The sequence below is a fragment of the candidate division KSB1 bacterium genome, assembly GCA_034521575.1.
Lineage (GTDB): Bacteria > Zhuqueibacterota > Zhuqueibacteria > Residuimicrobiales > Krinioviventaceae > JAXHMJ01.
Genome location: JAXHMJ010000005.1, coordinates 1123526 through 1137242, shown reverse-complemented (window position 1 = coordinate 1137242; position 13717 = coordinate 1123526). Strand labels below are relative to the sequence as shown.

11 protein-coding genes are annotated in these 13717 nt (G+C 49.7%); all 11 read left to right on the top strand.

What is annotated here, in order from left to right; translation table 11 throughout:
• Positions 1 to 17: 17 nt before the first annotated feature.
• The 11 genes from U5R06_18125 (at position 18) to U5R06_18075 (ending at position 13717) form a co-directional block, all read left to right on the top strand.
• Positions 18 to 524, top strand: coding sequence for a hypothetical protein (locus tag U5R06_18125; GenBank protein MDZ7724666.1), 507 nt, complete (start codon positions 18 to 20; stop codon positions 522 to 524).
• Between the two features lie 8 nt (positions 525 to 532).
• On the top strand, positions 533 to 1105 hold the full coding sequence (locus U5R06_18120) for a GTPase domain-containing protein (protein ID MDZ7724665.1): 573 nt from the start codon (positions 533 to 535) through the stop codon (positions 1103 to 1105).
• Positions 1106 to 1191: 86 nt separating this feature from the next.
• Positions 1192 to 2418, top strand: coding sequence for an MFS transporter (locus tag U5R06_18115; protein MDZ7724664.1), 1227 nt, complete (start codon positions 1192 to 1194; stop codon positions 2416 to 2418).
• A 65-nt stretch (positions 2419 to 2483) separates the two neighbouring features.
• A complete protein-coding gene (locus U5R06_18110; protein ID MDZ7724663.1) occupies positions 2484 to 3065 on the top strand; it encodes an SLBB domain-containing protein in 582 nt (193 codons plus the stop codon).
• Between the two features lie 9 nt (positions 3066 to 3074).
• Positions 3075 to 5387 carry a GNVR domain-containing protein gene (locus tag U5R06_18105; GenBank protein ID MDZ7724662.1) on the top strand — a complete coding sequence of 771 codons (2313 nt, stop codon included), beginning with the start codon at positions 3075 to 3077 and terminating at the stop codon, positions 5385 to 5387.
• Positions 5388 to 5408: 21 nt separating this feature from the next.
• The gene (locus tag U5R06_18100; protein ID MDZ7724661.1) at positions 5409 to 6842 is read left to right on the top strand and encodes a sugar transferase; all 1434 of its coding nucleotides are present in this window, start codon (positions 5409 to 5411) and stop codon (positions 6840 to 6842) included.
• Positions 6843 to 6850: 8 nt separating this feature from the next.
• Positions 6851 to 8032 carry a glycosyltransferase family 2 protein gene (locus U5R06_18095; GenBank protein ID MDZ7724660.1) on the top strand — a complete coding sequence of 394 codons (1182 nt, stop codon included), beginning with the start codon at positions 6851 to 6853 and terminating at the stop codon, positions 8030 to 8032.
• A gap of 15 nt (positions 8033 to 8047) precedes the next feature.
• A complete protein-coding gene (locus tag U5R06_18090) occupies positions 8048 to 9808 on the top strand; it encodes a carbamoyltransferase C-terminal domain-containing protein (protein MDZ7724659.1) in 1761 nt (586 codons plus the stop codon).
• Between the two features lie 27 nt (positions 9809 to 9835).
• Positions 9836 to 10873: a glycosyltransferase gene (locus tag U5R06_18085; protein MDZ7724658.1), complete on the top strand. Its 1038-nt coding sequence runs from the start codon at positions 9836 to 9838 to the stop codon at positions 10871 to 10873.
• A 98-nt stretch (positions 10874 to 10971) separates the two neighbouring features.
• A complete protein-coding gene (locus U5R06_18080) occupies positions 10972 to 12219 on the top strand; it encodes a glycosyltransferase family 39 protein (protein MDZ7724657.1) in 1248 nt (415 codons plus the stop codon).
• Between the two features lie 31 nt (positions 12220 to 12250).
• Positions 12251 to 13717 (top strand): O-antigen ligase family protein, encoded by a 1467-nt coding sequence (locus tag U5R06_18075; GenBank protein ID MDZ7724656.1) that lies wholly within the window; start codon positions 12251 to 12253, stop codon positions 13715 to 13717.

Genomic DNA, 13717 nt, shown 5'->3' with positions numbered 1-13717 from the left:
TGAAAGGGAGAAATGAGATGGATCTCACAGATATGAACAACGGTGATCGAATGGTTTTTTCACACGATACGTACGAAAAGATTTCGCGTATCGTGTATGAATTGCGTGTTCGGTTGCGGGCGGAAATATGCGTGTTTGCGGATGTGAGCGGTTATCCGGTCGAGTATAACGGAGATAATCCGGACTTTAATGTTTCTGAACTGACGGCTGTGGCGGCCGGGAGTTTTGCGGCTTCGAACGAGATGTCAAAAATCATCAGTGAGACCCCTGCTTTTGAGCATATCTTCCATGAAGGTGTTCCTTTTAATACGTATATGTGCAGTGTGGGTGAGGATTACATGATGATCATTGTGTTCAGAAAGAATATTCCCGTCGGCCTGGTGCGTTTACTGACGCATCAAGCGGTTGATCGATTGTCCCGGTATCTTGAGGGTCTGAAACAGGAAAACAGCAAGGTCGCCCGTTTCCTGGATGATAACTTTCAGAAAGGCCTTGATGATGAATTGGATAAAGCTCTGGGATAGTTCTATTCATGCATATTGACTGGAAACACAACGAAATCCGATTCAAAATCGTTTATTACGGACCGGGGCTGGGTGGAAAGACCACAAATCTGGAATATATTTACGGATCCCTAAATCCGGAACGGCGCGGAAAATTAATATCGTTCAAGACGCGTGAAGAACGCACCATGTACTTTGACTTTATGCCCCTGTCTCTGGGCCCCATAGACGGCAAACGGCCGCGGTTTGACCTGTACACGGTTCCGGGACAACAGCACTACGGTTACGGACGCAAGCTGGTCATTCACGGTGCAGATGTTATTGTGTTTGTCGCGGACTCGCAAATGGACCGACGCGCTGATAATATCAACAGCCTGAAAGAATTGAATCAGCTGCTGAACAATCAGGGACTCGCCCTGGGCCAGGTCCCCTGGCTGCTGCAGTATAACAAACGCGATCTGAACAATATTGACACTGTTCAAACCCTCCAATTACATCTTAACCGACAACATGTTCCCTTTTTTGAAGCCTCTGCCATCAAGGGCAAAGGCGTAATGGAAACTTTGAAATTGGCCATCAAATGTGCCGTTGAATATGCCTGAAATTGTAAAGACAACTATGGTACCTAAAAAGACAGCTACACTCTCCTGGATCCTCTATGATTTTGCCAATACCCCCTATTCTATGAATGTGGTCTCTCTATTTCAGTACCTGGGTGGTGCTGGAGCTGGGCTATAGTGATTTCTGGGTGTCGATTGTCAATTCTCTGTCTATGATCTTGGTTGCTTTGACCATGCCGTTATTGGGCGACTGGTCAGATCGGAAACAGAAAAAACTTCCGGCCTTGTTCATATTTACCGCTATCTGCATTGTCGGCACCTTTTTGATCGGCGCTCTGGGACTGTCGGTCACCTCATCATCTCTGCTTTTACCCATGCTGCTGGTCCTGTATGTGATTACCAATTACAGTTTTCAGGGTGGACTGGTGTTTTACAATGCACTGCTGCCTGCCGTTGCCTCGCGCCGTTCAATGGGGCGTGTTTCCGGATACGGGGTCGGACTGGGGTATCTGGGGTCAATCGCCGGATTGCTGGTGGCCAGGCTGTTCGTGGACGGTTCTGTGTTCGGCTGGACGATCGAAGGAGTACAAGCCGGCGGACGTGTGGCTGCCTTTATTCCGACCTCGATTATGTTTGCAGTGTTCGCCGCGCCGATATTTATTTTTGTCAAGGAAAAAGGTGTCGGATATTCACAGACTCAGTCCTGGAAGATCAATCAATCCTATAAACGTGTGATCAATTCGCTTAAAAACACCAAGGAACATCCCGGTCTGCTGCGGTTTCTGGTCGCCAAACTTCTCTACGAAGACAGTATACAAACGATCATTATATTTATGGGTCTGTATACCCAGGCGGTCATGGGATTCTCAAATGTGGAGGCGAATCAGTTTTTTATCCTGGTCATCCCGACTGCGATTATCGGTTCCGCCCTGTGCGGAATTGTAACTGATCATTTTGGCCCCAAAAAGACACTGGTTTTTGTTGTGTTTGCCTGGTGTGTTTGTCTGATTATCCTGATTGTGACCATGAGCACCACTCTGTTCTGGATACTGGGCGGTATTGTGGGCGTGTTATTGGGGTCAACCTGGACAGCTGCAAGACCTCTGTTGATTACATTGGTTCCGAATGAGAACCTGGGAGAATTTTTCGGGCTCTATGCTCTGTCCGGCAAAGTCGCCGCTATCATCGGTCCGATGGTCTGGAGCGGTGTTGCTCTAGCGTTTGCCCGCTATGGTAATATAGTCAAATACAAGGCAGCTGTGGGAGCTCTGGTTATTCTCATGATTGCCGGCGGAGTTATTTTACGCGGTGTCCCCGATTTGCATGTAAAAGATAAAGATAGAGACCCTGAATAAGGGTTGATACTTTACATTGCATTATTTATATTTTAAAAAACGGCTGCCTAAAAAGAGGTGAACCTTTGAATTGTTTTCACGGTACAATCAGGTACAAGAGTTCGGTGATTATTATTGTTTCTCTGCTCGCATTCCAATGGATGCCTTTGCAGGCGCAAACGTCCGGCAGTGAATACCTGCTCGGGTCCGAAGAAAAACTGGAAATGCAGGTTCATATTTGGGGCGAGGTCAGAAATCCGGGCGAATACCGGGTCAGTTACGATACGGATATGATTGAATTGATTTCCATTGCCGGCGGCCCGACAAAGGATGCAAGTCTGAATAATGTCCAGCTGACACGTCCCAGAATTGCCGGCGACGTCGATCAGGAAACCCTGAAAAAAATAGCCGAACGCGCCGGAGACCGTGAAATCAGCAAAGAATTTGTGACGCAGCAGCTTAAAGCCTCGGCCCGCGAGGTGGTGGTTTTTGACGTCAATAAATATCTAAGCAACCGGGATTCAGAAACACCGCCGCCGGTGTTAAGACCGGGTGATATTGTGCATGTCAAGACGACAAAATGGTACCGATGGCGAGAGTTTATTCAGGCCCTGCATCAGGTTGCGCTGATCGCCAGCGTATATGCCTGGTATTTACGTTCCAAATAGAGGTTTTGATTGAACGCTGAAGAACTGGACATAAAAGAAGAAGAACAGAATTTTCTGTATTCATTCATTGATTTTTTGCAGCGCCGCTGGTGGTGTGTGGCGCTGTGCCTGATTGTACTGCTGGCGCCGGTTTTGTATTATAACCACACCGCCACACGGGTTTACGAGGCATCAGCCACGCTTATTTATGAACAACCCAATTTACCTGTCAATATGAGTCAGCAGCGCTACCGGTATCCGCAAAACGAAACCATATTGAATCAGATCCAGGAGATCAAGAGCCGTTCGGTGGCCATGGAAACGGCTCAAAGTTTGCCGCAGTGGGCGCGTGAACAGTTTTCGCTGCCGGAGAACCGGCCGGATCACTTTGACAAATCTGCCTATTATGCCGCAATCATCCGCAGTAACCTTTCCGTGGCTCCATTGGCGGAATCGGATATCATTCAGGTCAAACTGACCGCCAACCATGATCCGCAGCTGGCCTTGGCTCTGGCCAATACCTTGTGTGATGTGCTGAAAGAACGAAACCTGCGTCTGCGTCGGCAGGAAGTGAGCAGCGTGCGTTCGTTCATTGAAGAGCAGCAGCTGAATTACAAACAGCGTCTTGAAGACGCCGAAGAAGCCCTGCGGCGGTTTAAAACCAACAATCAGGTCACATCTCTGGACCGGGAAATAGAGGAACAGCTAAAGCTGTCCAGCAATATCGAATTGCGATATCAGGAGGCGCGATCGGAACGGGAGAGAGCCGAACAGCACCTGAAAACCATCAATTCGAAAATCCAGGAGCAAAAGTCACAGTTGGCCCCGTCCATTGCAGACATGTCCACACAGCAGGTGCAGCAGCTTAAACAACAGTTGTCTGTCCTCAAGGGCAAGTACATTAATCTGCAGCTGCAGGGCGTGTCGGAAACCAATTCCAAAATGATCGAACTGCAAAATTCAATCAATACGGTGCAGAAAGAACTTGCCGAAGAAGCCCGCCGGGTCGCTGAATCCGAATTCGGGTTTGATCCGGTTTCCAATATGTCATCTCTCTATGAACAAAAAGTAAAGCTGGAATTGGAACTGGACATGTACCGCACCCAGGAGCGCTCCCTGCAGCAGGCATTGGAGCGCTACGAGACCGGTTTGCAGAAGCTGCCGCAGAAAGAGTATCAACTGGCGCGGCTGCAACGGGAACGTGATCTGGCGGAAAGTATCTATATGATGCTCTCGGAACGCCGGGAAGAAGCGCGCATCAATGAAGCTGAAAAAATCGGCAGTCTGCGTATTATTGACCGTCCGCATCTCCCCGGTTCGCCCATCAAACCGCGCAGCGCCCTGAACCTGGCGATTGCCGTCATGCTGGGTTTGACTGTGGGGGTGGGACTCGCGTTTTTTATGGAAGCAATGGACACGGGCCTGAAAACGGTGGAAGAATTGGAAAACAAACTGGGTCTGCCGGTTCTCGGCGCCATCCCGCTGTCCCGGGAAGGCCGCTATGCCACATCTCCGGAAACCCAGCCGGGTGAACCCGGCGATCTGGTGACGTTCCTGCTTCCGTCTTCGCCGGTTGCAGAATCTTATCGGACCCTGCGCACCAATCTGAATTTTTCGAATGCGTCCAACCCGTTGCGTTCGCTGATGTTGACCAGCGCCGGACCCCAGGAAGGCAAGTCCACCACCTCCGCCAATCTGGCAGTGGCTACGGCGCAGATGGGACTGAAAACCCTGCTCATTGACGCGGACCTCAGGCGCCCGACACAGCACCGTATCTTTAATGTGAATCGCGATCCCGGTCTTGCCGATGTCCTGCTGCATCACGGCGGGCATGATAAAATCCGCCAGGTTCACCCGCACGAAGAATCTTCCTATGACCACGCTTCGGGTTCGACATCGGTTCATGCCCAGGTGGCTGTGGAAAAAATGGTAGACCTGGAGCTTGCCCTCTACGGAGTGATTCACCGAACCAAAGTTGACAATCTTTCTCTGCTGACCAGCGGAACCATACCGCCGAATCCTTCCGAGGCTCTGGGTATGGAGTTGATGAAAGATATTCTGAGTCTTGCCGCTCAGCAATTCGATTCGATCATTGTGGATGCACCGCCGATTATTGCCGTTACCGATGCTGCTGTATTGGCGCCGCTAATGGATGCTACGGTGATCGTCGTGGAATCCGGACGTAATGATAAACTGATTCTGACCAAAGCCAAAAATACGCTGAAACGCGTCAAGGGAAATTTGCTCGGGTCTATACTCAATCGCGTGCAGATCCGGCATCTATACGGGAATTACGATTACTATTATACGTATTATTCGGCTGGTAAAAAAAGAAAAGTTTGAATTTTTGCAACAGGACGTTGAATGAGAAATTTGCGCCGGACAGTGGCTGACAATGTATTACGGATTCATGATGTGCTGATCATGCTCGCTACATTCATGGCGACGCTCTACATTCATGCGCCGGAAGAGTATCCGGCTAATATCGTTGATTTTCTGTCCTTCAAAATTACGATTGTCAATCTGGCCGCTGCCGTAATTCTGATATTGATCTGGCTGAAACTTTTTGAAACGTTCGGACTGTATCAGCGCCGCGGGGTGATGAATTCCTATAAAGAATTGATGCAGCTGGTCAAGGCCATCGGCATCGGTACGGCTTTGATCGGCGCGGTCTCGCTTTTGTTCGTACGCAAAAACATCAGCAAGGATGTGCTGCTGTACTTTTTGCCTCTTTGTTTTGTCATTACCTTTATGGGGCGATTGATCATAAAAATGATCCTGCTGCATCTGCGTGAACGCGGGCGCAATAAACGCTTTGTGGTATTTGTCGGGGCCAACCGCGGCTCGATCGAACTGGCTCAAAAGATTATGAGCCACAAGGAACTGGGTTATAAACTGCTCGGATTTATTGACGATGAACAAACGGAAACCGCGGATAAAGCCAAAGCGCACACCTTGTGCTCTTTGGATGAATTCGGCGAGTTTCTCAATAAAACAATTGTTGATGAAGTCTATATTGCACTGCCCATCGAAGCGTATTACCGCAAAGTCAAGGAGATCATTGAACAATGTCAGGAAATCGGTGTCACCTGCCGCATTCCGTCCAACTGGTTCGATCTGAAAACCAATCAAACCGATGCCTTTGATCTGGACGGGCTGCCCATTATGACTTTATACACCGGATCGATGCGCCAGATGAAATATCTGTGGCTAAAGCGTCTGATTGATGTTGCCATTGCAAGTGTGCTGCTGATCGTTTGTCTGCCGATTTTTATGTTGATCTTTGTTGCGGTCAAACTCGATTCTCGGGGACCTGTGCTGTTTGAACAAAAGCGCATGGGTTACAACCGGCGGAAATTTTCCATGCTGAAATTCAGAACCATGGTGCCGGGAGCGGAGGATATGCTAACTGAACTGGAACATCTGAATGAGACAGACGGTCCTGTATTCAAGATAAAGGATGATCCGCGGATCACCCGGGTCGGGCGTTTCCTGCGCCGAACCAGCCTGGACGAACTGCCGCAACTCTTTAATGTGATCCGCGGGGATATGAGTCTGGTGGGACCCAGGCCCCTGCCGCTGCGCGATGTCAGAGGCATCCAGGAAACCTGGCAAAAACGCCGGTTCAGCATGCGGCCGGGATTAACCTGTCTGTGGCAGATCAGTGGACGCAATCATATGGCGTTCAAGGACTGGATGAAACTTGATTTAAAATATATCGATGACTGGTCAATCATGCTTGATTTCAAAATTCTGATGAAAACCGTACCCGTTCTGTTCAAATGCACAGGACAATAGGCCGTATCATGTCCAATACATCATCCGTTATGCAACAACCCCGCGTTTCTGTGGTCATGCCGTGTCTCAATGAAGAGCAAACCCTGGCCATCTGCCTCGAAAAAGCGAAACGCGCATTGGAAACCCTTGATATGCAGGGCGAGATTATTGTCGCGGACAATGGATCGACCGATGCTTCTCTGGATATTGCGCGCGCCCATCAGGCCCGAATCATTCAGGAATCCAAACGCGGTTACGGTAATGTTTACCGCGCCGGCATTGCCGCGGCGCGCGGCGAATTCATCATCATCGGGGATTCGGATGATTCTTATGATTTTGGCGATATTCCGCGGTTTGTGCGCGAATTGGAAAAAGGCTATGACGTGGTCATGGGCAACCGGTTCAAAGGCAGTATTGAGAAAAAAGCCATGCCCTGGCTGCACCGCTATATCGGCAATCCGCTGCTGACCGGGGTCCTGAACCTGTTCTTTCGCGCCGGCATTTCGGATGCCCATTGCGGTATGCGTGCCTTTACCCGTCATGCCTACGATACCATGAATCTGACCACCGCCGGGATGGAATTTGCTTCGGAAATGGTCATCAAAGCGGCATTGTCAGACCTGCGCATGACAGAGATCCCGGTTACTCTCTACCGGGACGGCCGCAGCGGTTCACCACACCTGCGTTCATTTCGCGACGGCTGGCGACATTTGCGCTTTATGCTCCTGTACAGTCCCACGCACCTTTTTCTCTGGCCCGGATTTACACTGTTTGCCCTCGGTTTGCTCATCATGATTATTCTGCTTCCGGGCCCCTTTTATTTTGCCGGACACAATTTTGATACACACGTGATGGTCCTGGGCAGCATGCTGACCATACTGGGATTTCAGATCGTGTTGCTGGGTTTGTACGCCCGCATTTTTGCACTCACTCACCGGTTCATCAAACGCGACCGGCAGTTGGAACAGGCCTTTAAATTTTTTAATCTGGAACGCGGAATTTTAGCGGGCGGGATTGTTTTTCTCTTCGGATTTGTTATCAATCTTTATATATTGATCACATGGATATCCAAAGATTTCGGCGCCCTTGATCAGGTGCGTGAGGCCCTGTTCGCATCGACGCTGATTATCCTCGGTGTTCAGATTGTTTTTTCTTCCTTTTATATGAGCCTGCTGGGTATCAACCAGGAACCCCTGAATCGGAACCGTTGAAAATACGAGGATTTGATGAATATAATCGGCTTGAATGATGTTGCCGGCGCCCATCATAACAGCAGTGTGGCGCTGGTGATCGACGGCAATATTCGCTATGGCGCCTCTGAAGAGAGGTTCAGCCGCATTAAATATGATATGAACTTTCCGCAGCAGGCGCTGCAGCACGCCCTGCGTTCTGCAGATTTGACCGTGGATGACATAGACTATTTCGCAGTGGGATATCCCCCTTCGTCGTTCTATATGGACCTGTTTTCGCAGAGTATCCGCGATCTACCGCGATCCGTATTCGGATTGATCGGGCATAATTTCACCGGTTTTTTAAAATATCTGGCTCCCAATATCAAAAAAATGTACAAACCCGCCGAGTTTAAAAATGGTCTGTTGCGTCTGGGGGCGCCCAAGGAAAAAATCATCTTTATGGATCATCATCTTTCGCATGCGGCAAGCGCCTATCGCTGCTCCGGATTTGAGGATTGTCTCACCCTCAGTATGGACGGATTCGGCCCAAACGGCGACGGGGTAAATATTGCCGGCCAGGTTTATCAGTGCAGCGGCGGCAATATGCATCTGATGGAGGAAATCCCCCTGTACGCCACTGCGCTCTGGTATTCCGCGTTCACGGTTTGTCTGGGTTTGCGATATATGGACGGGGAGGGCAAGACCATGGGACTGGCAGCCTATGGCGACCCGGATGTGTGCTATGATGATATTAAGGATATGGTGTTTCAATATGAGAACGGCAAATGGAACGGCTATCCGTACTGGATCGATTATATCATGGTGCCGCGCGAGTCTGTTCTCAAGGCAACGCACTCGGGCCGAAAAATTATGAGCCTGATTCAAAAACACGGACGCGAACACGTGGCCGCTGCCGCCCAGCGGCTGCTTGAAGAACGCGTGCTTGAATTCATAAAAGCGCTGCGCGAACGTTTTGCATTTTCCCGGATCGCCATGGCCGGCGGCACCTTTTTGAACGTTAAACTCAATAAACTTATCCGTGAACTCGATTTTGTGGATGAGCTTTTTATTCATCCGCATTCCAGTGACGGCGGCACAGCCGTCGGTGCGGCTCTGCAACTTTATCATGAAAAAACCGGAGATCCGACGGTCCGGCGACTCACCGATGCCGACCTCGGGGATGAATATGATGATGAGGCCATTGAACTGACCCTCAAGCAATATGATGACCAAATTGAATATGAAAAGCTCAACGGGCAGCTTGCGGAATATGTGGCAACCGCATTGACGCAGGGCAAAGTCGTTGGATGGTTCCAGGGTCGCGAAGAGTGGGGGCCGCGGGCGCTGGGCCGGCGAAGCGTGCTGGCTGATCCGCGCAAAGCAGAGACCCGTGATGTTATCAACAGTCAGATGAAAAATCGCGACTGGTTTATGCCCTTTGCTCCCAGCTGTCTCGAGGATAAAGGACATAGCCATTTTGTCAATTTCTGTCCGTCTCCGTTTATGACCCTGGCCTTTGATGTACAGCCCGGCAAGGAACAGGATATTGCGTCTGCGATCCACGTCGATAAAACCGCGCGCGTGCATACGGTCACGCCTGCCAATGAAAAATATTATCAGGTGCTTTTGCATTTCTATGAAAAAACACGCGTGCCCGTGGTCCTGAATACCAGTTTTAATCGGCATGGCCTGCCCATTGTACATCGCCCGCGCGAAGCGGTTGAGCATCTGCTCTGGGGATGTGTTCATGAACTGGCGATCGGCAACTATCTTGTACGCAAACGCGACAAAAATAAAAAATCTGAAAACCGCTAACGCCCAATTTCAGCAGCCGCGAAATCCATGAATATGCCCCGAATCACAATTGTTGTTGTCTGTTACAACGCCATCAAGACTATCAAAGCCTGCTTTGAATCGCTTGTGCGTCAGACTTTCAGAGATGATTTGTATGAAATAGTGTTTGTCGATAATCAGTCCACAGACGGCACACTGGAATGGCTGCACACAAACGCCTCCCGGCATGCCAACGCCAGAGTCGTGGTCAATCCGGTCCGCAATATCGCCAAAAGCCGTAATATAGGGTTGGCCGAAGCCCAGTCTCCCTATGTGGCGTACATCGATTCGGACTGCACGGCCCCGCACAACTGGCTGAAACGGCTCGCTGAAGGTTATAGGCACTATGCGGAAACAGACGCCAAACTGGTCGGAGTGGGCGGCGCCAATGTCCCGCCGCCGGACCAGGGGAGATTTTACACGACGCTGAATATTTTTTTAAACACCTTTTTGGGAAGTCATGGTTCCGTACAGGGTAAACGCTTTGAATCCGATTGTTATGTACCGCATTTGCCCACTGTGAATGTGTTGTACCGTAAAAAAGAGATCGCAGCGCTGAAATTTGATGAGGCGCTGGGAAATATCGGTGAAGATCAGGACCTCAGTTTTCGCCTTTCAAAGGCGGGGTACCGGCTCTTGTATCTAAAAGATGCCGCGGTGGTGCACTTTATGCGCGACAGTCCGGGCAGCTGGATGCAGAATATGTTTGTTTACGGCAAAGGACGGGCCCGCCTGATTTTGAAACATCCGCGCTTTGTCGAACCCATATTGTTTGCGCCGCTGTTGCTGGTGATTTGCCTGCTTGCGGCTGTGTTTGGTTTTTTATCCGTCTGGCCGGCCGTGCCGTTTTTATTGTATTGCCTGTTTGTTTTTTGTTACAGTATTTTCGCCGCCCTGAAAGCCGGAAAACCATTGTACTTTGCAAATTTATTTGTAATTTATGTTGCCACGCATTTGAGTTACGGAATCGGACAAGGGTACGGCTTTTTGATGCATGCTTTGAATCCTTGCGGGCACGGCAGTGAGAAACAATACGATGGGTTTTGACCCGGCGGTTGGTTCTATCAGATTTTTCGCTGGATATGAGAGTCTAAAGAGGAATCCGGACAGGTTCTGGATATGAGAATTCGAGGGTAGAGGAGCGCATGCTAAAGACAAAAACGTCTCAACTTTTAATAGTGATTACACTGGCTCTGCTGATCAGAGTGGCATTTCTGTGTATTCTGAATCCGAACGGGATTTATTTCACGGATACACGCCATTATGATCGTGCGGCGAAACAACTTGTAGCGGGTGAGGGGTTCGGAGAGCAATACAATCGATCGCCGATGTATCCTGTCATCATGGCGGGCGTCTATATGCTTTTCGGTCCGTCTTTTACCGCGATGCGACTCTTTGAAATCATTGCCGGTCTGGCACTGATTTGGGTGATCTATCAGATCGGTATCCGGTTGTTTGATCACAAACGGGCGCTCATCGCAGCGGGGTTGGCGGCGGTATTTCCGCACTTTGTCCTGATTACGGGTATTTTATACTCGACCAATATATTTACGTTGTTTCTGGCGCTGACCACCCTGCTGCTGCTGAATGCGGAAGAGCAGGGGGAAATCGGATATTATGCGCTGGCCGGATTGACGGCCGGAGTCTCTGCTTTGACCATCCCCTGTATCTTTTTTATTTTCCCCTTTTGGCTGCTCTGGCTGCTGTTGAGTAAAAATTTCGGCTGCAAAGCCCGACTGTTGCATGTTGTTTCGTTTGCGGTTTTGTTTGCGCTCGTGTTGACGCCCTGGACGATGAATAACTATCAAAAATACGGCCGGTTTACCCTGGTTCGTATGGTGCCGCATACGGTTTTCCCGGATCTTGAACAGTCATCATCAAATGAAAAAGAAATTGAAAGCGGCTTTGCCGAAACCACCGATTATCTCAAATCCAATCCCACAGGCACGGATGATGATTCAATCTTGAAAATTGCCCGGAACTATGCTATGAATCCTGTGCGCTCTGTTAAATTCATGCTTGGTGAGATGAAACATTTTTGGGCGCTGTATCCCGACCGTCTGGATATGAAAGATCAGGACTATTTGTCCCGGATGCGTAAAAAGGATTCCCGGGTCGTGCCGGTGGCGCGGTTTGGTGTGTGGAGATGGGTCAAAGCGCTGAGTATTGCGGTCATGCTGCCGGTATTTCTGCTCGCGATTCTCGGGCTGATCACCGATCATCCGTTCGAGCATCGTACGCTCTTGATGATGTTGACCATTTTCTCAATGGCGGCAGGGTACTCTCTGATCGCTGCAGAGGTGCGCTACAGGATTCCTGTGGAACCGTATATTCTGCTGTTCACCGCGCAGGGTATATATTTTCTGCTCAAATCCAAACTCAATCCCTCGTAACTGCGCACGCCCTGCACACGGGACTCTATTTATGCTCGATACGTTGAAATATACCAAATCCTTACAGGTCCTTCTTTTCCTGCTGCTGGCTCTGGGAATCGGACTGTCTTTTTTTGTACTGTCCGATCTGTCGACCAAAATTCTGATGGCCGCCCTTGCTGCTCTGAGCTTTCCGTTCATTCTTCTGATTATCGGTAATGTGCGCAAGTTGCTGATGGGCGGTATCGTGCTGCTGATCCCTCTGCATATTGATGTAAATTTTTATCATCATTTCAGAAATCAGGCCGGCGCCCATACCATGGGCATTTCTGCTATTGATATTTTTGTATTGATCCTGCTGTTTCTCCGCTTGTTCGAGCTTGCTGTCCGCAAACCGAATGTGGATATGCACTTTTATCCGCGTCTGTCCGTGCCTGCAATTTTATACATTCAGGCTTGTATTATCACACTCCTGTGGGCGCCGCAGTTTGATCTGGCGATTATGCAGATTGTTGAAATGATTAAATTGTTTTTTATGTATCTGGTGCTGGCCAATTATCTGGAAAAACCGCAGGACCTCAGATTTCTTGTCTGGATGCTGGCCCTGACCGTGGGCATGCAGGGCATGATCGCTCTGCTGCAAACCGTGACCGGCGGTACACTGGGCCTGGCGTTTTTCGGTGAGGCCAGTATAGACGGACCGGGCGCAGGACCCTGGCGCGTGATGGGAACTCTGGGCCATCCCAACCGGCTGGCGATGTATCTGGAGATTCTGCTGCCTTTGTGCGTCGCCCTCTTTTTTATTGAAACGCGCAAGCTGTACAAATTTGCATTAACCGCCATTATCGGACTGGGTTTGATTGCTCTCATCATGACCGGCTCGCGCGGCGCCTGGGTCAGTTTTGTATTTGCCATGGGTGTCCTCTTTTTTTTCCTGCTCAAGTCAAGGCGTGTGCGCTGGAAAGCCCTGGTCGGCCCTGCGTTTCTCACGCTTTTCCTGTTGATCGTGGTTTCGTTTGTGTTCTCGGATATGATCTATCAACGTTTTTACGGAGAGGATCACGGATCCGCTATGAGCCGCATTCCCATGATGCGTATTGCCTTTAATTTGATCACGGACAATCCCATCGGCGGTGTCGGCATCAACAATTACCAGGAAGTGATGCGGCAGTACAATGACAGCATTCTGGGACTGCAGTTTGAGACGATCTCGCGCCCGGTGCACAATATGTATCTCCTGGTGATGGGAGAGACGGGTGTGATTGGATTTAGCATGCTTATGCTGCTGATGATCATGCTGATCAAGGGTTTGCTGCAGACGTTAAAATCCGGCCATAAAACCATCGCCGTTATCAATATGGCTTTGCTGGCCGGAATCGGCGCTATGTGTCTGCATGGCCTGGTGGATAAACATCCGCCCAGCGGCTATGCCCCGTTTTACATTATTATGGCCATTGCAGCGGCGTCCTCACATATGCAGACTACAAAATCCGCGCAGCCGGGGATCGGTGAATCTTGA

What these genes read in the sequence shown, in the direction of transcription:
- U5R06_18125 (MDZ7724666.1), top strand. Translation starts at nt 18, where the DNA reads ATGGATCTCACAGATATGAACAACGGTGATCGAATGGTTTTTTCACAC.
- U5R06_18120 (MDZ7724665.1), top strand. Translation starts at nt 533, where the DNA reads ATGCATATTGACTGGAAACACAACGAAATCCGATTCAAAATCGTTTAT.
- U5R06_18115 (MDZ7724664.1), top strand. Translation starts at nt 1,192, where the DNA reads ATGTGGTCTCTCTATTTCAGTACCTGGGTGGTGCTGGAGCTGGGCTAT.
- U5R06_18100 (MDZ7724661.1), top strand. Translation starts at nt 5,409, where the DNA reads ATGAGAAATTTGCGCCGGACAGTGGCTGACAATGTATTACGGATTCAT.
- U5R06_18095 (MDZ7724660.1), top strand. Translation starts at nt 6,851, where the DNA reads ATGTCCAATACATCATCCGTTATGCAACAACCCCGCGTTTCTGTGGTC.
- U5R06_18090 (MDZ7724659.1), top strand. Translation starts at nt 8,048, where the DNA reads ATGAATATAATCGGCTTGAATGATGTTGCCGGCGCCCATCATAACAGC.
- U5R06_18085 (MDZ7724658.1), top strand. Translation starts at nt 9,836, where the DNA reads ATGAATATGCCCCGAATCACAATTGTTGTTGTCTGTTACAACGCCATC.
- U5R06_18080 (MDZ7724657.1), top strand. Translation starts at nt 10,972, where the DNA reads ATGCTAAAGACAAAAACGTCTCAACTTTTAATAGTGATTACACTGGCT.
- U5R06_18075 (MDZ7724656.1), top strand. Translation starts at nt 12,251, where the DNA reads ATGCTCGATACGTTGAAATATACCAAATCCTTACAGGTCCTTCTTTTC.